Genomic DNA, 23,987 nt, shown 5'->3' on the forward strand with positions numbered 1-23,987 from the left:
CCACCCAGGATCAGCATGAAATCGGTGTGATCGATGTCCGGGATCGGCAGCAACAGACCGTGGCCGTACATCAAATGACTGGTCAGGTGATGGGGCAATTGATCGACCGAAGTGGCGGAAAACCGGTTGCGGGTTTTCAGCAGTCCGAGGAAGTAATTGCTGTGGGTCATCAGCCCGTAATTGTGCACGCTCGGATTGCCCTGATAGACCGCCACGGCGTTTTGCCCGTGACGCTCCTGAATGGCGGCGAGGCGTTCGGCGACCAGATTGAATRCCGCCTCCCATTCGATGGGCTGCCATTCATTGCCTACTCGCAGCATCGGCTGATGCAAACGATCCGGATCGTTCTGAATGTCTTGCAGGGCCACGGCCTTGGGGCAGATGTGCCCACGGCTGAACGTATCCTGGGGGTCGCCCTTGATCGAAGTGATCTGGACGTTACCGCCTTCGACCTCAGTGGTTTCGATGGTCAGGCCACAGATGGCTTCGCACAAATGGCACGCACGGTGATGGAGAGTCTTGGTCATGGCCAGTCTCTGTCTTGTTTTTGGCGGGCAACGTTGGCCGCGGAAACAAAACTATGGCGCCAGACCCAACACTGCGCCAGCGACGTTCGTCTTGTGAATCGAGGGTTATCAGGCCAGCCGATGGCCGCCGGAGTTCAGTTCGAGGGCAGCTTGGACGGCGCCAGCAAGTGGATTTCCTGAAGGGCATAATTGGCCCGTGGGGGTCCCGCACGCCGCTCAGTTCGTCGATCCGGCGCCGGTGTTCGTCGAGCCCGGCGCTGATGAATGACAGGTCAGAAACCGACTGTCAGCGCACCATTGCCGCCCAGCCTGATTGCCAAGCCCCGAGAGGCCGGTGTACAAATGAGGCGCTGCTATCAGGAAACAGGCTTCAAAAGCGCTACCTCGGTAAACCCGTAGCACCTCTGAAACTCCCTAAAAACTGTAGCCCTATTGGTAAGACGCGACATTTAATTATAAGATCGCGCCTTCCCCTATTTCGTCGCCCCGTGCGGCTTACGCCGCAGGTCTCGCCCGTTGTTCCGTTAAACAAGGCTTTGAGCATCTGCGGTTTGTAGCAAAAGGTAGTCAATGATGAGCGCAAGGCACTTTCTCTCCCTGATGGATTGCACGCCCGAAGAGCTGGTCAGCGTGATCCGTCGAGGCGTTGAGCTCAAGGACCTGCGTAACCGCGGCGTACTGTTCGAGCCTCTGAAAAACCGCGTCCTGGGGATGATTTTCGAGAAATCCTCGACCCGCACCCGGATCTCCTTCGAGGCCGGCATGATCCAGCTCGGCGGCCAGGCGATCTTTCTGTCGCCACGTGACACCCAGTTGGGTCGTGGCGAGCCGATCGGCGACTGCGCCATCGTCATGTCGAGCATGCTCGACGCAGTGATGATCCGTACCTTTGCCCACAGCAACCTGACCGAATTCGCCGCCAACTCCCGCGTACCGGTAATCAACGGCCTGTCCGATGACCTGCATCCGTGCCAGTTGCTGGCGGACATGCAGACCTTCCTCGAACACCGCGGCTCCATCCAGGGCAAGACCGTGGCCTGGATCGGCGACGGCAACAATATGTGCAACAGTTATATAGAAGCGGCGATCCAGTTCGACTTCCAGTTGCGCGTGGCCTGCCCGGAAGGCTACGAGCCCAATCCTGAATTCGTGGCCAAAGCCGGCGATCGGGTCACCATCGTTCGCGACCCGAAAGAAGCCGTGCGCGGTGCACACCTGGTGAGCACCGACGTCTGGACCTCCATGGGTCAGGAAGAAGAAACCGCCAAGCGTCTGAAGCTGTTCGCACCGTACCAGGTCAACCGCGCCCTGCTTGACCTGGCCGCTGAAGACGTACTGTTCATGCATTGCCTGCCGGCGCACCGCGGCGAAGAAATCAGCGTCGACCTGCTCGACGACAAACGTTCGGTGGCCTGGGATCAAGCCGAAAACCGCCTGCACGCGCAAAAGGCCTTGCTCGAGTTTCTCGTCGAACCGGCGTACCACCACGCATGAGCCAGCCTTTACTGCTTAACCTGCGCAACCTCGCCTGCGGCTATCAGGACCAGCGTGTAGTACAGAACCTGAACCTGCATCTGAACGCTGGTGACATCGGTTGCCTGCTCGGCTCTTCGGGCTGCGGCAAGACCACCACACTACGGGCGATTGCCGGCTTTGAACCGATACATGAAGGCGAAATCCAGCTGGCGGGCGAAACCATCTCCAGCGCCGGCTTCACCCTTGCTCCGGAGAAACGTCGCATTGGCATGGTGTTCCAGGACTACGCGCYGTTTCCGCATTTGAGCGTGGCCGACAACATCGCCTTCGGCATTCGCAAGCATCCGCAAATGGATCGCGTTACCGAAGAACTGCTGGAACTGGTCAACCTGAAGAACCTCGGCAAGCGCTTCCCCCACGAACTTTCAGGTGGCCAGCAGCAACGTGTCGCCCTGGCCCGCGCACTGGCGCCGGATCCGCAATTGCTGTTGCTCGACGAGCCGTTCTCCAACCTCGATGGTGAATTGCGCCGCAAGCTCAGCCACGAAGTACGCGACATCCTCAAGGCCCGAGGCACCAGCGCGATTCTGGTGACTCACGACCAGGAAGAAGCCTTCGCAGTCAGTGACCACATTGGCGTGTTCAAGGAAGGTCGCCTGGAACAGTGGGATACGCCCTACAACCTGTATCACGAACCGCTGACACCCTTCGTGGCGAGTTTCATCGGCCAGGGCTATTTCATTCGCGGTCAGTTGAGCAGCCCGGAATCGGTGCAAACCGAGCTCGGCGAATTGCGCGGCAACCGGGCCTACACCTGGCCGGTAGGGGGTGCGGTTGATGTGCTGCTGCGCCCGGACGATATCGTCTACGCGCCGGATAGCGCACTGAAGGCGCGAATCGCCGGCAAGACGTTCCTGGGTGCGTCGACCCTGTATCGCTTGCAGCTGCCGACAGGCGCACAGCTGGAATCGATCTTCCCGAGCCATGTCGATCGCCAGGTTGGGGCGGATGTGGGTATTCGTGTCGCGGCTGAACACCTGGTGCTGTTCCAGGCGTCCGGCAGCACGGCGGCGCAGATTCCTGCTGTTGAATCAGGTGTCCGGCGTTACAGCGCCGCTAGCTGATACACAAAAACCCTGTAGGAGCGAGCTTGCTCGCGAAAAACGTCTGGATAACGCGTTCCTTCCGGTTGCACGCGTTATCGTTGTCGTCCATCGCGAGCAAGCTCGCTCCTACAYTGGATTTGCGTTAACCCAACATCAGCGTTCCGCTTGCTACGAGCGTCGCATTCCCGCCGATCTTCACCCGATCGCCTTCCAGTCGACAGAACAATTCCCCACCCCGCGCCGAACGCTGAAAAGCCGTCAGGCTCGACTTGCCCAAATGCTTTGACCAGTACGGAATCAGAAGGCAATGGGTCGATCCGGTCACCGGGTCTTCATTGATGCCGATTGCCGGGGCGAAATAGCGGGAAACGAAATCGTGCTGCTCGCCCCGCGCGGTCACGATGGCGCCCAACCATGGCAGTTTCGCCAGGGCCACCATGTCCGGCTTGCAGTCGAGCACGGCTTGCTCGGACTCCAGCACCACAAACAGTTCATTCGAACCCAGTACCTCAACAGCCTTCACACCCAGTGCACGCTCGATTTCCGAGACCGCGTTCACCGGTGACGCAGTGATCGCCGGGAAGTCCAGCCACAGGCCTGCGCCCTCCCGCGTCACGCTCAACGGGCCGGACTTACAGGTGAAGTCCAGTCGCTCGACAGGCTCTTTATAGATCTCAAACAGCACATAGGCGCTAGCCAGCGTCGCGTGACCACACAATGGCACCTCGGTGGTCGGCGTAAACCAGCGGATGTGCCAGCCCTGCCCTTCGCGCACGACAAACGCCGTTTCGGCGAGGTTGTGCTCGGCGGCAATCTTTTGCATCAACTCATCGGCGAGCCAGGTATCGAGCCGATAGACCATCGCCGGGTTACCACTGAACGGCTGATTGCTGAACGCGTCGACCTGATGAAACTCAAGCTGCATAACCTTCTCCCTTGGTTTGTCCGCTGAGCATGCAGCGCCGGCCGAACGAGCGCCAGTGACAGAGCGGGCAGATTTTCACCATACAGCGCTCACACCCGACCGATATCGGCAAATTTCGCCTGGGTGTGCTCGGCCAGCACGGCCGGTGCCAGTTCGACTTCCAGTCCACGTCGACCCGCACTGACAAAAATACTGGCGAAGGACTGGGCTGAATTATCGATGAATGTGCGCAAGCGCTTTTTCTGCCCCAGCGGACTGATCCCGCCCAATAGATAGCCAGTAGAGCGTTGCGCTGCCGCCGGGTCGGCCATTTCGACCTTTTTCACGCCCGCGGCGTGGGCCAGCCCTTTCAAGTCCAGGCTGCCGACAACCGGCACCACGGCCACCAGCAACTCGCCCTTTTCGCTGGCCGCCAGCAAAGTCTTGAACACCTGCGCCGGATCGAGCCCGAGTTTTTCCGCCGCTTCCAACCCGTAGGAGGCGGCCTTCGGGTCATGTTCGTAACTGTGTACGCGATGTTCGGCCCGAACCTTTTTCAACAAATCCAATGCGGGGGTCATGACAGCTCCAGACTGGGCGGCAGAAGAAAAATACTGCGCCCGATTCTAGGACATTGATCGTTAAAAGGCTCTACGGCGGCGCATCCATAACGCCATCGCCTGGCCATCCCATTGCGCAATGACTCATTCATTCATGCAACGAATAGTTTTTTTGTGACCGATGGTTCACTTTCGACCTTTGACATCAGCGTTTCTTGTCTATATTTTTTCGTTTCTGAAACTGTACGAAACGTCCTACCGCTGCACCCAGCAGTAAACCGCGACCAGGATGGGGATCCTGCCTCGGCGAAAACCGCGCTCCGACCATGATGGGAAAAGCGCCAGACAACAAAAAAAATTGAGGTTTCAATGACAACTGCTTTACAACAACCGTCGCTCTCGAGCCAATGCATGGCCGAGTTTCTGGGTACAGCGCTGCTGATCTTTTTTGGTACAGGCTGTGTTGCCGCGCTCAAGGTCGCGGGTGCCAGTTTTGGCTTGTGGGAAATCAGCGTTATCTGGGGCGTCGGCGTCAGCATGGCGATCTACCTTACCGCCGGGGTTTCCGGGGCTCATCTGAACCCTGCCGTCAGTATTGCCCTGAGCATTTTCGCGGACTTCGAAAAGCGTAAATTGCCTTTCTACGTACTCGCCCAAGTGGCGGGTGCCTTCTGTGGAGCGCTGTTGGTCTACACGCTCTACAGCAATCTATTCTTCGAATTCGAACAAACGCACCACATGGTTCGCGGCACTCAAGCCAGCCTTGAGTTGGCCTCCGTGTTCTCCACCTTCCCGAATCCTGTGCTGACCACCGCCCAGGCATTTCTGGTCGAGGTGATCATTACAGCCATCCTGATGGGCGTGATCATGTCCCTGACCGATGACAACAATGGCCTGCCAAAAGGCCCGTTGGCACCGCTGCTGATCGGCCTGCTGATTGCGGTGATCGGCAGTTCGATGGGACCGCTGACCGGTTTTGCCATGAACCCTGCGCGGGACTTCGGTCCTAAACTGATGACTTTCTTCGCTGGCTGGGGTGAAATTTCCTTCACCGGCGGACGCGATATTCCGTATTTCCTGATTCCTGTTTTTGCACCGATTGTCGGTGCCTGCCTCGGCGCCGCCGCCTATCGCGGGCTGATTGCCCGCCATCTGCACGGCGCTGTACCTGCTACAAAGGATGCAACAGCTGCCATTGACGGCAAACCCAGAACTTCTTGATACCGTTGGCGCGTGCCCCTGCCCTTTGATCACGCGCCAGACCTCACTCCCTTATTTCGTCCAAGGCAATCGACATGACCGACACACAGAATAAGAACTACATCATTGCCCTCGATCAGGGTACGACCAGCTCCCGCGCGATCATTTTCGACCGCGACGCGAACGTGGTCTGCACCGCCCAACGGGAGTTCGCTCAGCATTACCCGCAAGCCGGCTGGGTTGAGCACGATCCGATGGAGATCTTCGCCACCCAGAGCGCAGTGATGGTCGAGGCCCTTGCACAAGCCGGCCTGCACCATGACCAGGTAGCAGCCATCGGCATCACCAACCAGCGCGAAACCACCGTGGTCTGGGACAAGAACACCGGCCGCCCGATCTACAACGCAATCGTCTGGCAGTGCCGACGCAGCACCGAGATCTGCCAGCAACTGAAGCGCGATGGCCACGAGCAATACATCAGCGACACCACAGGCCTGGTCACCGACCCGTATTTCTCCGGCACCAAGCTCAAGTGGATCCTCGACAACGTCGAAGGCAGCCGCGAACGCGCGCGCAACGGTGAGCTGCTGTTCGGCACCGTCGACAGCTGGTTGATCTGGAAATTTACCGGCGGCAAGGTGCATGTCACCGACTACACCAACGCTTCGCGCACCATGCTCTTCAACATCCACACCCTGGAGTGGGACGCGAAGATGCTGGAAGTCCTCGACATCCCGCGTGAGATGCTCCCGCAAGTCAAATCGTCGTCCGAGATCTACGGCCACACCAAAAGCGGCATCGCCATCGGCGGCATTGCCGGTGACCAGCAAGCCGCTCTGTTCGGCCAGATGTGTGTCGAGCCAGGCCAGGCGAAAAACACCTACGGCACTGGCTGCTTCTTGCTGATGAACACTGGCGACAAAGCCGTGAAATCCCGACACGGCATGCTGACCACCATCGCCTGCGGCCCGCGTGGCGAGGTGGCCTATGCCCTGGAAGGTGCGGTGTTCAACGGCGGCTCCACCGTGCAATGGCTGCGTGACGAACTGAAGATCATCAACGACGCCCACGACACCGAATACTTCGCCAACAAGGTCAAGGACAGCAACGGCGTGTACCTGGTGCCGGCCTTCACCGGACTTGGCGCACCGTACTGGGACCCGTACGCCCGTGGTGCATTGTTCGGACTGACCCGCGGCGTACGCGTGGATCACATCATTCGGGCCGCGCTGGAATCGATTGCCTACCAGACCCGTGACGTGCTGGACGCCATGCAGCAAGACTCTGGGGAGCGTCTGAAAGCTCTGCGCGTGGACGGCGGTGCAGTGGCCAACAATTTCCTCATGCAGTTCCAGGCCGACATCCTCGGCACGCAGGTCGAGCGCCCGCAAATGCGCGAAACCACGGCGCTGGGTGCGGCTTACCTGGCAGGCCTGGCCTGTGGCTTCTGGGGCAGCCTGGAAGAGTTGCGTGGCAAGGCTGTGATCGAGCGCCAGTTCGAGCCGACGCTGGACGAAGCCGCGAAGGAAAAACTCTACGCAGGGTGGAAAAAAGCGGTCAGCCGTACTCGCAATTGGGCAGCTGAAGACGAGGCTGAATAAACCGGGATACGGGCTCGTATCTGTATGTAACTGGTMGGGAGCRGATTCCTGCGGCATCATGGGCAAATTTTGYACGGCAGCCCAAAGGACGCCCAATGAATCTGCCTCCCCGTCAGCAGCAAATCCTCGAACTGGTCCGCGAACGCGGCTATGTCAGYATCGAGGAAATGGCCACGTTGTTCGTTGTTACCCCGCAGACCATCCGCCGCGACATCAATCAGCTCGCGGAAGCCAATTTGTTGCGTCGCTACCACGGCGGCGCGGCTTACGACTCCAGCGTTGAAAACACCGCCTACGCCATGCGCGCCGATCAGATGCGCGACGAGAAACAGCGTATCGGCGAAGCCATTGCCGCGCAGATTCCCGACCATGCCTCGTTGTTCATCAACATCGGCACGACCACCGAATCCATTGCCCGGGCACTGCTCAACCACAGTCACCTGAAAATCATCACCAACAACCTGCATGTGGCTTCGATGCTCAGCGCCAAGGACGACTTCGACGTGCTGCTGACCGGTGGCAACGTACGGCGCGACGGCGGTGTGGTCGGTCAGGCCAGTGTCGATTTCATCAATCAGTTCAAGGTCGACTTCGCCCTGGTGGGCATCAGCGGCATCGATGAAGACGGCAGCCTGCTGGACTTCGACTATCAGGAAGTGCGGGTATCCCAGGCGATCATCGCCAATGCCCGGCAAGTGATCCTCGCGGCCGACTCCAGCAAATTCGGACGCAACGCCATGATTCGCCTGGGGCCGATCAGCCTCGTCGATTGCCTGGTCACCGATCAGCAGCCTTCCCCGGCGCTGGCGCAACTGCTGAACCAGCACAAGGTTCGGCTGGAAGTCGTTTAAACCCTTTCCAGTCTTAAAAGATCGCCCGAGCGCGATCTTTTGCTTTTATGTTCGTAAATTTTCCTTTAACGGCCCTTCGATGAGTATTTTCAATCGAAGCTGGCTGGCTGTGCGCGTCTTTATGGGCTAGTATTTTCGCAAATGAACATTAATGTTCGAATTCAAATACAGAACATCAAAGAACTCCGAGGCCGAGCCGATGCCCACTTCCACCTTGCCCACGCCCCCTCTCGCCGAGGTTTACGATATCGCCGTCATCGGTGGCGGGATCAATGGCGTGGGGATCGCAGCGGATGCCGCCGGTCGCGGTCTCTCGGTGTTCCTTTGCGAAAAGGATGACCTGGCCAGCCATACCTCGTCGGCCAGCAGCAAGCTGATTCACGGTGGCCTGCGCTACCTCGAGCATTACGAATTCCGCCTGGTGCGTGAAGCCTTGGCCGAACGTGAAGTACTGCTGGCCAAGGCTCCGCACATCGTCAAGCAAATGCGTTTCGTGTTGCCGCACCGCCCGCACCTGCGCCCGGCGTGGATGATTCGCGCCGGTCTGTTTCTCTATGACAACCTGGGCAAGCGCGAGCAACTGCAAGGTTCGAAAAGCCTGAAGTTCGGCCCTGACAACGCACTGAAAAGCGAGATCACCAAGGGCTTCGAATACTCCGATTGCTGGGTGGATGACGCGCGCCTGGTGGTGTTGAACGCCATGGCCGCCCGGGAAAACGGCGCCCACGTTCACACCCAGACCCGCTGCGTCAGCGCGCGTCGCACCAAGGGCCTGTGGCACCTGCACCTGGAGCGTGCCGATGGCAGTCTGTTTTCGATCCGCGCCAAGGCATTGGTCAATGCGGCCGGGCCATGGGTCGCCAAGTTCATTCGCGATGACTTGAAGATGGAATCGCCATACGGCATCCGCCTGATCCAGGGCAGCCATCTGATCGTGCCGAAACTATACGAAGGCGAACACGCGCACATCCTGCAGAACGAAGATCAGCGCATCGTGTTCACCATTCCGTACCTGAATCACTTCACCCTGATCGGCACCACCGACCGCGAGTACACCGGCGATCCGGCGAAAGTGGCAATTACCGATGGCGAAACCGATTACCTGCTGAACGTGGTCAATGCCCATTTCAAAAAGCAGATCAGCCGCGACGACATCCTGCACAGCTATTCCGGTGTGCGCCCGCTGTGCAACGACGAATCCGACAACCCGTCGGCCGTGACCCGCGATTACACCCTGGCGCTGTCTGGCACAGGCGAAGAGGCTCCGTTGCTGTCGGTGTTCGGCGGCAAGCTCACCACCTATCGCAAACTGGCCGAGTCGGCGCTGGCGCAACTGGCACCGTATTTCAAACACATCAAGCCAAGCTGGACCGCCAGCGCCACGCTGCCGGGCGGTGAAGACATGACCACCCCGCAAGCCTTGAGCTCGCGTATCCGCGACAAATTCGACTGGGTACCGAGCGAGATCGCTCGCCGCTGGGCCACCACCTACGGCAGCCGTACCTGGCGTATGCTCGAAGGCGTACAGGACCTCAGCGATATGGGCGAGCACATCGGCGGCGGTCTCTACACCCGCGAAGTCGACTATCTGTGCAACGAAGAATGGGCCACCAGCGCCCACGACATCCTCTGGCGTCGCAGCAAGCTCGGTTTGTTCACGACGGCGGCCGAACAGGAAAAGCTCAAGGATTACTTGAACCAGGTCGAACAGAACCGCAGCAAGATCGAAGCGGCCTGATCGGTCACCGGCATAAACAAAAGCCCCTGAATCTCGCGATTCAGGGGCTTTTTCGTATCGATGGATTTCAGTCGCGCAAATCCGATTCATGAATCGGCTGCTCACGGTGAGTCGCCCGCTGATACTGCGCCGGCCACACGGCCTTGTGCCCGCCCAGATCGTCATCTGCATGCAACGCCCAGTAGGGATCGCGCAACAACTCACGGGCCAGGAAGATGATGTCCGCCTGACAGGTGCGCAGGATGTGCTCGGCCTGGGCCGGCTCGGTGATCATGCCAACCGTGCCGGTGGCCATGCCCGACTCCTTGCGTACACGCTCGGCGAAGCGGGTCTGGTAACCCGGTCCTGTGGGAATCTCCGCATTCACCGCCGTCCCGCCCGACGAGACGTCGATCAGGTCGACCCCCAGGGCTTTGAGGCGGCGTGCCAGTTCCACCGTTTCATCGGGGTTCCAGCCATCTTCCACCCAGTCGGTGGCCGAGACCCGGACAAACACCGGCAACTCTTCAGGCCACACCGCACGCACCGCTTCGGTGACCTGCAGCACCAGCCGAATACGATTTTCGAAGGAGCCGCCATATTGATCGCGACGCTGATTGCTCAACGGCGACAGGAACTGATGCAGCAGGTAACCATGGGCCGCGTGCACTTCGACCACCTTGAAACCGGCCGTCAGTGAGCGTTTTGCCGCATCGACAAAGGCCTGGATCACCTTCGCGATCTCGCCGTCATCCAATTGTCTGGGTTGGGTGTGCTGTGGATCGAACGCGATCGGTGAAGGTCCGACCGGCACCCAGCCGCCCTCATCGGGCTTGACGCTGCCATGCTTGCCGAGCCACGGCCGGTAGGTGCTGGCCTTGCGCCCGGCATGGGCCAGCTGAATGCCGGCAACGGCGCCCTGGGCGTTGATGAAGCGGGTGATGCGTTGCAGGGGTTCGATCTGCTCGTCATTCCACAGACCGAGGTCCTGAGCGGTGATACGCCCGTCGGCGGTGACCGCCGTGGCTTCGGTAAACACCAGCCCGGCCCCGCCGACAGCGCGGCTGCCGAGGTGGACCAGGTGCCAGTCATTGGCCAGGCCATCGGCACTGGAGTACTGGCACATCGGCGATACCGCGATGCGGTTGGGCAGGGTCAATTGGCGAAGGGTAAAGGGTTCAAGCAGCAGACTCATGGGGCACCTCTCGAATCAGTGGGCAGGCTCCAGGTTCTGTTTGAATAGTCGACGAGTGACAGGAAAAAGGTACAGCACCCGCCCCCGCGGGCAAAAAATTCGACAAGACGTCACAAGGCCAAAATCAAGCAGTGCTTAGAGCCTAGTCGACATCGACGGATGTCGCCCCCTTGTAGGAGCGAGCTCGCTCGCGATGGACGTGAACGATGGCGCCGGGAACCTGATACCCCGCGGTGTCCTGTCGTCCATCGCGAGCGAGCTCGCTCCTACAGGTGTGGGCTCAACGCGGTTCGATGTGGGCAATCATCAGCTGGACCGTCTCGTTGCCACGAAACTCGTTGAGGTCGAGTTTGTAGGCCAGTTCCACCCACTTGATGGTCGGATTCGGCCAGATGTCGCGGTCGATCCCGAAGGCAATGCCGTCGAGTTTCACCGAACCACATTCACTTTTCAGTACGACTTTAAGGTGCCGTTCGCCAACGACGCGCTGCTCGACCAACTGGAACACCCCATGAAACAAGGGTTCCGGGAAGTGCTGCCCCCAAGGACCGGCATGCCGCAGGGCACGGGCCAGCTCCAGGTGAAACTCTTCCACCGCCAGGGTGCCGTCCGACAACAGGCGGCCAGTCAGGTCTTCTTCGCGCAGTTGCCGGCGCACTTCAGCGTCAAAGGCTTCGGCGAACATGGGGAAATTTTCTTCCGGTAGCGTCAGGCCGGCCGCCATCGCGTGGCCACCGTATTTGGTGATCAGATTCGGATGCTGCGCCGCCACCACGCTCAGGGCGTCGCGGATGTGAAAGCCCTGGACCGAACGCCCCGAGCCCTTGAGCAGGCCATCTCCGGCATCGGCAAAGGCGATGGTCGGGCGGAAATAGCGCTCTTTCATCCGTGACGCGAGGATACCGATGACGCCCTGATGCCACTCGGGATCGAACAGGCACAAGCCGAACGGCATCGACTCCACCGGCAGATCCTTGAGCTGCGCCAGCGCTTCACGCTGCATGCCTTGCTCGATGGATTTGCGATCCTGGTTCATGCCGTCCAGTTGCGCCGCCATCTCACGGGCCAGACCGGCGTCTTCGGTCAGCAGGCATTCGATGCCCAGGCTCATGTCATCCAGGCGCCCCGCCGCGTTCAGCCGCGGGCCGACAATGAAGCCCAGGTCGGTGGAAGTGATACGTGCATGGTCACGCTTGGCCACCTCGAGGATCGCCTTGATCCCCGGCCGGGAACGTCCGGCACGAATGCGCTCCAGGCCCTGATGCACCAGAATCCGGTTGTTGGCATCCAGCGGCACCACGTCGGCCACACTGCCCAAGGCCACCAGATCGAGCAGTTCGCCGATATTCGGCTGCGGCTTGCTTGTGTACCAGCCCAGTTCGCGCAACCGCGCACGCAGGGCCATCAGCACATAGAAAATCACCCCGACCCCGGCCAGTGCCTTGCTCGGGAACTCACAACCTGGCTGGTTCGGATTGACGATGGCGTCGGCTAACGGCAGCTCGTCACCGGGCAAGTGGTGATCGGTAACCAGCACCTTGAGCCCGGCCTTTTTCGCCGCGGCCACGCCTTCGACGCTGGAGATGCCGTTGTCGACGGTAATCAGTAAATGCGGCTGACGCTCAAGCGCCACCGCGACGATCTCCGGTGTCAGGCCGTAGCCGTAGTCGAAACGGTTTGGCACCAGATAATCGACATGCGCCGCGCCCAGCAAACGCAGGCCCAGCGTGCCCACAGTGCTGGCCGTCGCGCCGTCGGCATCGAAGTCGCCGACGATAAGAATGCGCTGGCGCTGTTCGAGCGCCGTCACCAGCAGATCCACGGCGGCATCGATGCCCTTGAGCTGCTGGAACGGAATCAACCGCGCCAGGCTCTTGTCCAGTTCTGCCTCGGATTGCACACCCCGCGCCGCGTACAGGCGGGTCAGCAGCGGCGGAATATCACCGAGGAATGGCAGGGTGTCGGGCAGCAGGCGAGGTTCGATGCGCATGGGGTGAATGATGCTTCTCTTCGATACGTAGGATAAAACCGGGTGACGCGGTGCAATGGCGAATAATCAGCCGCGCTCACCGGCCAGCCACTGCAACTGGACTTCGTGCTGACCACGGTCGTCGGTGACGAAAATCGTTCCTTCGCTGATCATCACGTCCCACTTGATAACGCGCGGCATGTCTTTGGCCAGGGTTTCCAGGACTTCCTGCGGAACAGCCGCGATATGTACGTTTTTCAGATTTTTGATCGCCGGGATCACTTTGGTTTCCCAGACGCGCAGGCTGCCATAGGCCAGCAGGCTGGTGCGCTCGGTGCGGCGCGAGCACCAGGTCAGGCGCTCGGCATCGGGCTGGCCGACTTCGATCCAGTGCAGGACGCGGTCATCCAGACTTTTTTCCCACAAGGCCGGTTCATCCACTTCCGACAGACCACGGCCAAAAGACAGTTGCTCGTTGTACCAGAGGGCGTAGGCCAGCAGGCGCACGGTCATGCGCTCTTCGGTTTCCGAAGGGTGACGGGCGATGGTCTGCTTCACGCTCTCGTAGACGCTGCGGTCGAGGTCGGTGAGGTTCAGTTCAAACTTGTAGGTCGTGGACGGCTGGGCCATGAACGGGCTTCTTGATACGAGGAAAGGCGGCAAGTCTAACCGATGCGACGGGCAATCCACGAATTGAACACAATCAAGCTGGAGCGCCTGACAGTCGGCTATGTTAAAACGCTCTAATCGCTCATCCCTTGTCCTGCAGGATCCCGCATGCCGCTCACCGCCAAACCGCTTTCCGGTCTGAAAGTCATCGAATTGGGTACCTTGATTGCCGGCCCGTTTGCTTCGCGCATTTGCGCTGAATTCGGTGCCGATGTGATCAAGGTCGAGTCCCCGGACGGCGGTGATCCATTGCGCAAATGGCGCAAGTTGTATGAAGGCACTTCGTTGTGGTGGTTCGTCCAGGCCCGCAATAAAAAGTCCCTGACCCTCAATCTCAAGCACCCTGACGGTCAGGCGATCCTGAAACAGCTGCTGGGTGAAGCAGACATTCTGATCGAAAACTTTCGTCCCGGCGTCCTGGAGAAACTCGGCCTGGGCTGGGACGTCCTGCACACCTTGAACCCGAAACTGGTCATGGTGCGGCTGTCGGGTTTCGGCCAGACCGGCCCGATGAAAGATCAGCCCGGCTTTGGCGCAGTTGGTGAATCCATGGGGGGCCTGCGCTACATCACCGGCTTCGAAGACCGGCCACCGGTGCRCACCGGCATTTCCATCGGCGACTCGATTGCCGCGCTCTGGGGCGTGATCGGCGCACTGATGGCCCTGCGTCATCGCGAGGTCAACGGTGGCCAGGGGCAAGTGGTGGACGTGGCGCTGTACGAAGCCATCTTCGCGATGATGGAAAGCATGGTCCCGGAGTTCGATGTGTTCGGCTTCATTCGCGAACGCACGGGCAACATCATGCCGGGCATCACCCCGTCCTCGATCCACACCAGCGCCGATGGCAAGCACGTGCAGATCGGCGCCAATGGCGACGCGATTTTCAAACGTTTCATGCTGATCATTGACCGGGAAGACCTGGCCAACGATCCTCTGCTTGCCAGCAACGATGGCCGCGATGCCCGACGCGACGAGATTTATGGCGTCATCGATCGCTGGGTCAACTCGTTGCCGCTGGACACGGTGCTGGCGCGGCTCAATCAGGCCGAGGTGCCGGCCAGCCGGATCTTCAGCGCCGAAGACATGTTCAATGACCCTCAGTACCTGGCGCGGGAAATGTTCCTGCAGGCCAAGCTGCCGGACGGCAAAGACTTCAAGATGCCGGGCATTGTGCCGAAACTCTCAGAGACACCTGGGGAATGTGAATGGGTCGGGCCACAATTGGGTGAGCACAACGCACAGGTACTCCAGGAACTTGGCTATGACGCGACGCAGATCGCACAGTTGCGCAAAGACGGAGCCATCTAAGCTGAAGCGCCAGCCGACGCGCTGACCGCTCATTACGGCAATGACGCCTTGGGCAGCCTGCTACAGATGCAGCGCCTGGGGCGCTTGCGCCTGCTGTTGGGTTATCGCCCGGAAATTCGTTACCAGGCCTCACTGCAAGGTATCGCCGAAGATGAATTGCAGTTCTATCCGATCCGTGGCACTGGCAAGTACCTGTCCGGTTACATCGGCTGCACCGACACGCCAAAGGGCCGGCAGGCCATTGTCGAGATCAACCAGGTACTGCGCACCCTTCCCCGTGAACGCCTTGACGAGGCCTACGCCGCCTGGCTGGATCCGGAGAGTCGCAGCGATTACCTGAAAGACACCAAGGCGTTTTTCGACAATCTGGCGCAGCCCTGACAAATCCCGGGCAAAAAGAAACCCCGGGAAGTGGGGAGACGACCCGGGGTTAAACATGGCCTGCCTAGAGACCAGTAGCAGCAAGCTACAAGCACCGGAGCACAATGCTCGATCCTGCTGTTACAAGGTCTGACTGACCTGGGCGCGGGAAGGTTCCCACAAATATCCGTTCAATTGCGGCTGGCCAGAAGCTTGTCCTGCGCCGCATTACGCAATGCCGCGATGACACAAGGCTCAAGGCGCCCTTCAGCGATCAGCACGTCGCGATGCAAACCGTCGACCACATCCGTCAGCAGCCGTTTGTCATTCAACTGGACCTGATTGAACGCGCGCTCGACCACGGTCGCGCCGATAGCATTCTTCAAGGTTATCCGGCATTCGCCACGAATGCCTGACGGGGTCAACGTGACCTGATACGGGCTCAGCGCCTCACCGAGCAACAGACTGATACTTTCCATCCCGATCACCACTCAATAGTCCGAAACAACGTGCCTGGGGCATGCCTGAAAAAGATGACCGCTGGCCCGAGAAGAAAGTTCTGGGTACTGACCGCAAGCGAACCTGCAGCCCAGTCAAGAGAGCATGCACGGCGAACATGACAGAGAAAAAACGCAACCATCACATCTGTCGGGTACGACGGGCGATGTCGGCCCAGCCCCCCAACAATCCTCGTAGCTGGCCATCTGCCGTGTAAAACGGCACCGTCCACTGGTAGATATCCCTGACGCCTTCCTTGAACATCAATTGACGCTCGAAAAAGCGCGTCCTGCGCGTACTCAACTGCGCCAGAAACTCGGCATGCAGCAGTTCCGCGGTTTGTCTGGGCATGACATCGACCTCGATCAACTGCCGCCCCTGCATCCGGTCAAAACGTGTCGACAAGGCGTCCTCATAACTTTTGTTGCACATGATCAAGCGCCCTTGCAGATCACGGACAAACATCGGGTCAGGCATGGCATCCATCAGGGCATGCTGGAAGGCGAGCTGATCGCGCAGGCTCCTTTGGGCCTCGACCCGTTGCCTGACCACCACCGCCAACCGCCGATTCCAGAGCAGGGACAACAGCCCGAACAGGCTGAGCACAAACATGCCCCAGCAGACCCACTGGTCAATCCGCTGCCAGAGACCAGGCGGCTGTGGCACGGTAGCGCCGCCGAACCACTTCAGGCGAAGGTCGCGCAGCTCCTGCGCAGGAAACGCCTCAAGCGCCTTGTTGAGGATACTCAGCAACTGCGGCTGACCTTTGCGCAACGTCAGATAATCCGCATCCCATTTGCCCGGCACTACAGCCCCGATCTGCAGCCGACCCGACGGAAAATGCTGGGCGCCGATTTCGTTTTCGATGGTGACGTAGGCTTCGTCGCTTTCAACCCAGGCACGGGCTTCGGCGTAGGTTTTAACCGAACGCAATTCGATGGACGGATAATCACGACGGATCACCGCTTCCAGTGCATGCCGGGTCGGCAGCACCAGTACCCGCGTCGCCATATCCTCCAGCGACTGCACCGGCGGCGCCCCAGCCTGCCCGACAAAGACCCATCCGGCACCGCCGAACGCATGGCTGAAATCGAGAAATACCTTGCGTTCGTCATTCATCGCCAGGGTCGTACTCAAATCCGCCGCGCCGCTTTCCAGATGGGCCAGCATCTGATCGGTGGAAAAAGACTGTTCGTAAACGAACTGCAACCCCGTCATGTCACTGATGCGCTTGAGCAGATCACTGTTCAAGCCCGTCCATTGGCCATGTTCATCCTTGAACAGGTACAACGGATATTCCAGTGCCGTGACCACGACCCGTGGATGGCTGGCCATCCATTGCAACTCCTGGTCATTCAGCACGACCTTTGAGTGGGGGGCAGACATCCCGCGTTCCGGAATCGATGCAGGGTTCGCCCCTCCCCATTCGGCGATTCCCAGCATGCCGAATAAAAACAGCCAGCGTGCGACTGGCTTGAACACACTTGTAAACAGCATTCCCACGTCCTTGGTGATCCATTCGCCTGTCCCTTCGCGGCGATAACACGACAAGTGTGCATGCAGAAATGAAAAAGCCCGTCAGGAGACGGGCTTCAAAATGTAACAGCGCTGACCGGTTACAGCGGCTTGCCGCGGTTGCCATGCTGACTGACAAAGGCCTGCACGGCCTTCAGGTCATTTGGCAATACGGTGCAACGTTCGTCTCGTTCAAACAAATCAGAAAGATGTGCAGGCAGCTCGAGCGCTTTTCCTACACCGGCTTTTTCCACGGCGTCCGGGAATTTGACCGGGTGGGCGGTGCCCAGGATCACCATTGGAATGTCCAGGCTGCGACGGCATTCCCGCGCAGCTTTCACGCCGATGGCCGTGTGTGGATCCAGCACTTCGCCAGTCTGCTCGTAGACTTCAGCGATGGTTTCGCAGGTTTGCGCGTCATCCACGGCCAGCGAGTCGAACAACTTGCGGGCTTCGGTCCAGCGCTCTTGCTCGACGCTGAAACCGCCGCCCTGCTTGAACGAATCCATCAGCCCGGCGATGGCCGCACCGTTGCGACCGTGCAGGTCGAACAGCAGGCGTTCGAAGTTCGACGACACCATGATGTCCATGGACGGCGACAGCGTGGCGTGCAGGGTTTCCTTGACGTACTGGTTGCCGCTCATGAAGCGGTGCAGGATGTCGTTGCGGTTGGTGGCGACGATCAACTGGTTGATCGGCAGGCCCATGTTGCGCGCCAGGTAACCGGCGAAGATGTCGCCGAAGTTGCCGGTCGGCACCGAGAACGCCACCGAACGCGCCGGGCCGCCCAGCTGCAGGGCCGCGTGGAAGTAGTAAACGATCTGGGCCATGATCCGCGCCCAGTTGATCGAGTTCACGGCCACCAGGCGAGTGCCCTTGAGGAAACCCTGGTCGGCGAAGCTCGCCTTGACCATTTCCTGGCAGTCATCGAAGTTGCCTTCGATGGCGATGTTGTGGATGTTCTCACCAAAAATGGTGGTCATCTGCCGACGCTGCACTTCGGACACGCGGTTGTGCGGGTGCAGGATGAAGATGTCGACGTTTTCGCAGTGCTTGCAGCCTTCGATGGCGGCCGAGCCGGTGTCACCGGAGGTGGCACCGACGATCACCACGCGCTCGCCGCGCTTTTCCAGCACGTAGTCGAGCAGGCGACCGAGCAATTGCAGGGCGAAGTCCTTGAACGCCAGGGTCGGGCCGTGGAACAGCTCCAGCACCCATTCGTTGCCGTTCAGCTGACGCAGCGGCGCAACGGCGCTGTGGGCGAACACGCCGTAGGTTTCTTCAAGGATTTTCTTGAAATCGGCGTCGGGGATGCTGCCGGTAACGAACGGGCGCATGACCCGGAAGGCCAGCTCGTGATACGGCAGGCCGGCCCAGGACGCGATTTCTTCCTGGGTGAAACGTGGCAGGTTTTCCGGGACGTACAGACCGCCGTCGGTGGCAAGGCCTGCCAGCAGGACGTCTTCGAAATTCAGGGCCGGTGCCTGGCCGCGGGTACTGATGTAACGCATGACTGACTCCAATGGACAGTGTTCGTAGTGCCGGGCCCGCAAGCGAACCCGCTCAACGATATCGGCTTAGTTCAGGTGCTCGACACGGATCCGTACAACCGGACCGACCACACCCGCCAAGGCTTCCAAAGCAGCGATGGCGTCGTTGATGTGCTGTTCCAGCACGCGGTGGGTCAGCAGGATCATCGGCACCAGGCCGTCGTGCTCCTCGGCTTCCTTCTGCATGATCGACTCGATGTTGATGCCGCGCTCCGAGAGGATGCTTGCGACCTGAGCCAATACGCCCGGATGGTCCTTGGCCTGAATACGCAGGTAGTAGGCGCTTTCGCAGGCTTCGATCGGCAGGATCGGGTGAGCCGACAGCGAATCCGGCTGGAATGCCAGGTGCGGCACCCGGTTTTCCGGGTCGGAAGTCATGGCGCGGACCACGTCCACCAGGTCGGCGATCACCGACGAAGCGGTCGGTTCCATGCCGGCGCCAGCGCCGTAGAACAGGGTCGAACCGGCAGCATCGCCGTTGACCATCACCGCGTTCATCACGCCGTTGACATTGGCGATCAGGCGATCGGCCGGGATCAGCGTCGGGTGCACGCGCAGTTCGATACCCGCCGCGGTGCTGCGCGCCACGCCCAGGTGCTTGATGCGGTAGCCCAGCGCTTCGGCGTAGTTGACGTCGGCGGTGGTCAGTTTGGTGATGCCTTCGGTGTAGGCCTTGTCGAATTGCAGCGGGATACCGAACGCGATGGACGCCAGGATCGTCAGCTTGTGAGCGGCGTCGATACCCTCGACGTCGAAGGTCGGATCGGCTTCGGCGTAACCCAGTGCCTGGGCTTCGGCCAATACGTCTTCGAAGGTGCGACCCTTCTCGCGCATTTCCGTCAGGATGAAGTTGCCGGTGCCGTTGATGATACCGGCCACCCAGTTGATGCGGTTGGCCGACAGGCCTTCGCGGATCGCCTTGATCACTGGAATACCACCGGCTACCGCCGCTTCGAACGCAACGATCACGCCCTTCTCGCGGGCCTTGGCGAAAATTTCATTACCGTGAACGGCGATAAGTGCCTTGTTCGCGGTGACCACATGCTTGCCATTCTCGATGGCCTTGAGTACCAGCTCGCGGGCAACGGTGTAGCCGCCCATCAGCTCTATAACGATGTCGATCTCAGGGTTCGTGGCCACTTCGAAGACATCGTTGGTAATCGCAATACCGGTCGTTTGGAACTGAGGCTTTGGCGTGCGCATGGCAATTTGTGCCACTTCGATCCCACGCCCGGCACGACGAGCAATTTCCTCGGCGTTGCGCTGAAGTACGTTGAAGGTACCGCCACCGACGGTTCCTAACCCACAGATGCCTACTTTGACCGGTTTCACTGTGAACTCCCCATAAAACGGCCGACTCGAGGCCGGCCGTGAAAACAACCGCAGACTCGCGGCTCTCTATTGATGGCCCGGCGAATGTCGCTACCGGACCATGATCGTCAAGGCTTGCCGTGACGATGCGAATTTACTTTGCGCCCAGCGCCAGTTTGGCGACTTGTGGCGCAGGCTGGTAGCCCGGAATGACCTGACCGTCGGCCAAAACGATGGCCGGTGTACCGTTCACGCCGATCGACTGGCCGAGTGCGAACTGTTTGGAAACCGGGTTATCGCACTTGGCGGCCTTGATTTCCTTGCCGTCGACCATTTTATCCATGGCCGCCTTCTTGTCCTTCGAGCACCACACCGCTTGCAGCTGTTCGTCACCCGGCGAGCCCAGGCCCTGGCGCGGGAACGCGACGTAACGCACTTCGATGCCGCGCTTGTTCAGCTCAGGCACTTCGGCATGCAGTTTGTGGCAGTACGGGCAGGTGGTGTCGGTGAATACGGTGATGTGCGACTTGGTTTCGCCAATGGCCGGGTAGACAACGGTTTCGGCAACCGGGATGTCGTTGATCAGCTTGGAGATCCCCTGGCGCTCGGTTTTCTCGGTCAGGTTGACCGGCTTGCCGTCCTTGAGATCGAACAGGTAGCCCTGAACTACGTACTGGCCGTCGGCACTGGCATACAGCACGCGGCTGCCTTTGAGCTTGACTTCGTACAGGCCTGGCAACGGGCTGGCGGTGATGCTTTCCACTGGCACTTCGAGCTGGAGGTTTTCCAGGCTTTTACGAATGGCTTTGTCGGCCGCGTCATCGGCGACGGCAAAGGTGCTGACCAACGCAATGGCTGCGGCGGCGAAAATCTGGGTCAGACGCATGAGAACTCCTGAAGGCGAACATATGGGACGATCAGAACGCCCGTGCCGAAACACCGGGTCATAACCGCCCATCGTGCAAACTGGCCCAGCCTATCACATAAGGTTCGCATGGCCGAATGCACCTGATGCAAGACATTGTGATCACCACAACCCCCTGTGGGAGCGAGCTTGCTCGCGATGACGGCATCACATCCAAAACATGTATCGACTGTCAGGCCGCTATCGCGAGCAAGCTCGCTCCCACAGGGTTTCGGTTAACCCCGGGGGTGGTGTTTGGCATGCAGATCCTGCAGCCGTGCCCGGGCAACATGGGTGTAGATCTGGGTCGTCGACAAGTCGCTGTGCCCCAACAGCATCTGCACCACCCGCAGGTCTGCACCGTGGTTGAGCAGGTGCGTGGCGAAGGCATGACGCAAGGTGTGTGGCGACAGTGACTTGCCGATCCCCGCCACCTTGGCCTGATGCTTGATCCGGTGCCAGAAGGTCTGGCGGGTCATCTGCTCGCCACGCTGACTGGGAAACAACACATCGCTGGGACGCCCGCCCAGCAGTTCACTGCGCGCATCACGCATGTAGCGCTCGACCCAGACAATCGCCTCCTCACCCATTGGCACCAGTCGCTCCTTGCTGCCCTTACCCATCACCCGCAACACGCCCTGGCGCAAATTGACCTGTTCCAGGGTGAGGCTGATCAGCTCGGTCACCCGCAAGCCGCAAGCGTAAAGCACTTCGAGCATGGCGCGGTCGCGCTGACCGATGGCTTCGCTCAGATCCGGCGCCTTCAGCAGCGCTTCCACGTCTGCTTCCGACAAGGATTTTGGCAATGGCCTGCCAAGTTGCGGCATATCGACGCGTAACGTCGGATCGACTGTAATCAACTTTTCCCGTAGCAAGTAGCGATAAAAGCCACGCACACCCGAGAGAAATCGAGCAGTGGAACGAGGCTTGTAGTTTTGCTCCAGGCGCCAGGCCAGGTGGTCGAGAATCAACTCTCGCCCGGCATTGACCAGCTCCAGTCCATTGTCCTGTAACCAGCCGTTGAACAACGCCAGGTCACTACGATAGGCGTCTCGAGTGTTATCGGAGAGACCTTTCTCCAGCCAAAGAGCGTCGAGAAACTGGTCAATCAGGGGATGATCAATGGCAGGCATAAAGGCTCAGGCAAGACCGGCAATACGGCCAGGGAAGATAAATCGCAGACAACAAAAAAGCAGCCCGCAGGCTGCTTTTTTTTGCATCGGAAGCTGGACTTAAGCCAGTTTTTCCTTGATGCGAGCTGCTTTACCCGACAGGTCGCGCAGGTAGTACAGCTTGGCTTTACGTACGTCACCGCGACGCTTGACAGCCATGCTGTCGATTTGCGGGGAGTAGGTCTGGAAAGTACGCTCTACGCCAACACCGTTGGAGATTTTACGAACGGTGAATGCACTGTTTACGCCGCGGTTACGCTTGGCGATAACAACACCTTCGAACGCTTGCAGACGCGAACGGTCGCCTTCCTTCACTTTCACCTGAACGACAATGGTGTCGCCCGGGGCAAAGGTAGGGATCTCTTTGGTCATCTGCTCTGCTTCGAGTGCAAGGATGATTTTGTTAGTCATGCTGTGCTCCTAAGGTAAATCGTCGGATCTACCATCGATACGTTGTTAACTATCGTCCCGCTCGCGGATGTATTCCTCGAGCAGCTTCTTCTCTTCTCCAGAAAGCGAGCGGCTTTCCAGAAGATCGGCGCGTCGTTCAAAAGTCCGACCAAGGGACTGCTGTAAACGCCAACGCCGGATGTGCGCGTGATTGCCACTTAGCAATACGTCGGGAACACGCTGATCCGCATACACCTCCGGTCGGGTGTAGTGCGGGCAATCCAGCAAACCATCCGTAAAGGAATCTTCCTCGGCGGAGTCCGCATGCCCTAAAGCTCCAGGCAGCAGTCGTGTAACCGCATCGATCAGGACCATTGCCGGCAGCTCGCCGCCAGACAGTACATAGTCGCCAATCGACCACTCTTCATCGACATGAGCATCAATAAAACGCTCGTCAATGCCTTCATAGCGGCCGGCAATCAGGATCAATGCATCCAGATTCGCCAACTCGCGTACCGCCGACTGAGTCAGTTGACGGCCTTGGGGGGACAGGTAAATCACCTTCGCCGCCTCCCCGGCTGCTGCCTTGGCCTGAACCAGAGCATCTTCCAGGGGCTTGATCTTCATCACCATGCCCGGACCACCGCCAAACGGGCGATCGTCCACAGTGTGATGTCGATCCGTCGTGTAGTCTCGCGGATTCCAACAGGTGAGCTGCAAGAGCCCCTGTTTCACCGCCCGACTGGTGATGCCGTACTCGCTGATGGCGGAAAACATCTCGGGAAACAGACTGATCACTTCTACGCGCAAGTTAGCCACGCTTAGAAATCCGCGTCCCAATCCACCTTCATCTCGCCCGCGGCCAGGTCGATGGCCAACACGCATTGCTCCGTATAGGGCAACAGGCGTTCGCGATCATCCAGGCTGCCAGCGCAAGGCTTGACCACCATGACATCGTTCGAGCCGGTCTCCAGCAGGTGATCGATTTTCCCGAACAGTTGTCCGAGAGTGTCGATGACCTTGAGACCTTCCAGCTGGTACCAGTAGTACTCGCCGTCGGTGAGTTCAGGGAACAGGTTGCGCGGCACGCAGATCTCATAACCGGCCAGAAGACGAGCTTCTTCGCGATCATCGAGACCCTTGAGCTTTGCGACCAGGAACTTGTCGTTCCCGCGTCCGCTGACCAGCTCTACCTGCTTTACAT

22 protein-coding genes and 1 pseudogene are annotated in these 23,987 nt (G+C 59.5%); 8 read left to right on the forward strand and 15 right to left on the reverse strand.

Annotation, left to right across the window (positions count from 1 at the left end):
• A partial coding sequence (locus AC1DVH_RS13655) for a molybdopterin-dependent oxidoreductase (RefSeq protein WP_477754243.1) occupies window positions 1-527 on the reverse strand: 527 nt, incomplete at its 3' end.
• Between the two features lie 573 nt (window positions 528-1,100).
• Here AC1DVH_RS13655 and argF point away from each other — a divergent pair.
• Together argF and AC1DVH_RS13665 are read left to right on the forward strand one after the other, a co-directional pair.
• Window positions 1,101-2,021, forward strand: a complete 921-nt coding sequence (gene argF, locus AC1DVH_RS13660) for an ornithine carbamoyltransferase (RefSeq protein ID WP_218426903.1) — start codon at window positions 1,101-1,103, stop codon at window positions 2,019-2,021.
• Window positions 2,018-3,127 carry an ABC transporter ATP-binding protein gene (locus AC1DVH_RS13665; RefSeq protein ID WP_477754244.1) on the forward strand — a complete coding sequence of 370 codons (1,110 nt, stop codon included), beginning with the start codon at window positions 2,018-2,020 and terminating at the stop codon, window positions 3,125-3,127. Before argF ends, AC1DVH_RS13665 begins: the two co-directional genes overlap by 4 nt.
• Before the next feature lie 124 nt (window positions 3,128-3,251).
• On the opposite strand, the gene AC1DVH_RS13670 is transcribed toward AC1DVH_RS13665, so the two are convergent.
• Together AC1DVH_RS13670 and ybaK are read right to left on the reverse strand one after the other, a co-directional pair.
• The gene (locus tag AC1DVH_RS13670; protein WP_477754245.1) at window positions 3,252-4,034 is read right to left on the reverse strand and encodes a PhzF family phenazine biosynthesis protein; all 783 of its coding nucleotides are present in this window, start codon (window positions 4,032-4,034) and stop codon (window positions 3,252-3,254) included.
• Window positions 4,035-4,123: 89 nt separating this feature from the next.
• Window positions 4,124-4,594 carry a Cys-tRNA(Pro) deacylase gene (ybaK, locus tag AC1DVH_RS13675; protein ID WP_477754246.1) on the reverse strand — a complete coding sequence of 157 codons (471 nt, stop codon included), beginning with the start codon at window positions 4,592-4,594 and terminating at the stop codon, window positions 4,124-4,126.
• Window positions 4,595-4,942: 348 nt separating this feature from the next.
• Between ybaK and AC1DVH_RS13680 the strand changes: the two genes are divergently transcribed.
• The 4 genes from AC1DVH_RS13680 to glpD all read left to right on the forward strand — a co-directional run bounded on the left by AC1DVH_RS13680 (window position 4,943) and on the right by glpD (window position 9,963).
• Window positions 4,943-5,794 (forward strand): MIP/aquaporin family protein, encoded by an 852-nt coding sequence (locus AC1DVH_RS13680; protein ID WP_477754247.1) that lies wholly within the window; start codon window positions 4,943-4,945, stop codon window positions 5,792-5,794.
• A gap of 74 nt (window positions 5,795-5,868) precedes the next feature.
• Entirely contained in the window at window positions 5,869-7,374 is a 1,506-nt protein-coding gene (gene glpK, locus AC1DVH_RS13685; RefSeq protein ID WP_477754248.1) for a glycerol kinase GlpK, read from the forward strand.
• Window positions 7,375-7,469: 95 nt separating this feature from the next.
• Entirely contained in the window at window positions 7,470-8,225 is a 756-nt protein-coding gene (locus AC1DVH_RS13690) for a DeoR/GlpR family transcriptional regulator (protein ID WP_007971301.1), read from the forward strand.
• A gap of 199 nt (window positions 8,226-8,424) precedes the next feature.
• Window positions 8,425-9,963, forward strand: a complete 1,539-nt coding sequence (gene glpD, locus AC1DVH_RS13695; RefSeq protein WP_477754257.1) for a glycerol-3-phosphate dehydrogenase — start codon at window positions 8,425-8,427, stop codon at window positions 9,961-9,963.
• Between the two features lie 67 nt (window positions 9,964-10,030).
• Here the strand turns inward: glpD and AC1DVH_RS13700 are convergent, their stop codons facing one another.
• The 3 genes from AC1DVH_RS13700 to AC1DVH_RS13710 all read right to left on the reverse strand — a co-directional run bounded on the left by AC1DVH_RS13700 (window position 10,031) and on the right by AC1DVH_RS13710 (window position 13,736).
• Window positions 10,031-11,137 carry an NADH:flavin oxidoreductase/NADH oxidase gene (locus AC1DVH_RS13700; protein WP_477754249.1) on the reverse strand — a complete coding sequence of 369 codons (1,107 nt, stop codon included), beginning with the start codon at window positions 11,135-11,137 and terminating at the stop codon, window positions 10,031-10,033.
• A gap of 280 nt (window positions 11,138-11,417) precedes the next feature.
• Window positions 11,418-13,127 carry a single-stranded-DNA-specific exonuclease RecJ gene (gene recJ / locus AC1DVH_RS13705; RefSeq protein WP_477754250.1) on the reverse strand — a complete coding sequence of 570 codons (1,710 nt, stop codon included), beginning with the start codon at window positions 13,125-13,127 and terminating at the stop codon, window positions 11,418-11,420.
• A 66-nt stretch (window positions 13,128-13,193) separates the two neighbouring features.
• Window positions 13,194-13,736: a YaeQ family protein gene (locus tag AC1DVH_RS13710; protein ID WP_223459916.1), complete on the reverse strand. Its 543-nt coding sequence runs from the start codon at window positions 13,734-13,736 to the stop codon at window positions 13,194-13,196.
• 147 nt (window positions 13,737-13,883) lie between these two features.
• Between AC1DVH_RS13710 and AC1DVH_RS13715 the strand changes: the two genes are divergently transcribed.
• Window positions 13,884-15,083 carry a CaiB/BaiF CoA transferase family protein gene (locus AC1DVH_RS13715; RefSeq protein WP_477754251.1) on the forward strand — a complete coding sequence of 400 codons (1,200 nt, stop codon included), beginning with the start codon at window positions 13,884-13,886 and terminating at the stop codon, window positions 15,081-15,083.
• Between the two features lie 3 nt (window positions 15,084-15,086).
• Window positions 15,087-15,464 (forward strand): annotated as a pseudogene (locus tag AC1DVH_RS13720) (TIGR02285 family protein); the annotation flags it as partial.
• 170 nt (window positions 15,465-15,634) lie between these two features.
• Here the strand turns inward: AC1DVH_RS13720 and AC1DVH_RS13725 are convergent.
• From AC1DVH_RS13725 to rimM, 9 genes are all read right to left on the reverse strand, one after another.
• The gene (locus AC1DVH_RS13725; RefSeq protein WP_477754252.1) at window positions 15,635-15,922 is read right to left on the reverse strand and encodes a DUF3509 domain-containing protein; all 288 of its coding nucleotides are present in this window, start codon (window positions 15,920-15,922) and stop codon (window positions 15,635-15,637) included.
• 160 nt (window positions 15,923-16,082) lie between these two features.
• The gene (locus AC1DVH_RS13730) at window positions 16,083-17,438 is read right to left on the reverse strand and encodes a transporter substrate-binding domain-containing protein (RefSeq protein WP_477754253.1); all 1,356 of its coding nucleotides are present in this window, start codon (window positions 17,436-17,438) and stop codon (window positions 16,083-16,085) included.
• A 119-nt stretch (window positions 17,439-17,557) separates the two neighbouring features.
• Window positions 17,558-18,967: a threonine synthase gene (thrC, locus tag AC1DVH_RS13735; protein WP_223459908.1), complete on the reverse strand. Its 1,410-nt coding sequence runs from the start codon at window positions 18,965-18,967 to the stop codon at window positions 17,558-17,560.
• Window positions 18,968-19,033: 66 nt separating this feature from the next.
• Window positions 19,034-20,338 carry a homoserine dehydrogenase gene (locus AC1DVH_RS13740; protein ID WP_007998527.1) on the reverse strand — a complete coding sequence of 435 codons (1,305 nt, stop codon included), beginning with the start codon at window positions 20,336-20,338 and terminating at the stop codon, window positions 19,034-19,036.
• Window positions 20,339-20,471: 133 nt separating this feature from the next.
• Entirely contained in the window at window positions 20,472-21,203 is a 732-nt protein-coding gene (gene dsbC, locus AC1DVH_RS13745; RefSeq protein ID WP_477754254.1) for a bifunctional protein-disulfide isomerase/oxidoreductase DsbC, read from the reverse strand.
• 254 nt (window positions 21,204-21,457) lie between these two features.
• Window positions 21,458-22,354, reverse strand: coding sequence for a site-specific tyrosine recombinase XerD (gene xerD / locus AC1DVH_RS13750; RefSeq protein ID WP_477754255.1), 897 nt, complete (start codon window positions 22,352-22,354; stop codon window positions 21,458-21,460).
• A gap of 99 nt (window positions 22,355-22,453) precedes the next feature.
• Window positions 22,454-22,804, reverse strand: a complete 351-nt coding sequence (rplS, locus tag AC1DVH_RS13755; RefSeq protein WP_003175895.1) for a 50S ribosomal protein L19 — start codon at window positions 22,802-22,804, stop codon at window positions 22,454-22,456.
• 45 nt (window positions 22,805-22,849) lie between these two features.
• Window positions 22,850-23,602 (reverse strand): tRNA (guanosine(37)-N1)-methyltransferase TrmD, encoded by a 753-nt coding sequence (gene trmD, locus AC1DVH_RS13760; protein WP_007897583.1) that lies wholly within the window; start codon window positions 23,600-23,602, stop codon window positions 22,850-22,852.
• Window positions 23,603-23,604: 2 nt separating this feature from the next.
• A partial coding sequence (rimM, locus tag AC1DVH_RS13765) for a ribosome maturation factor RimM (protein ID WP_477754256.1) occupies window positions 23,605-23,987 on the reverse strand: 383 nt, incomplete at its 5' end.

The organism is Pseudomonas sp. P4_C3 (assembly GCF_056402075.1).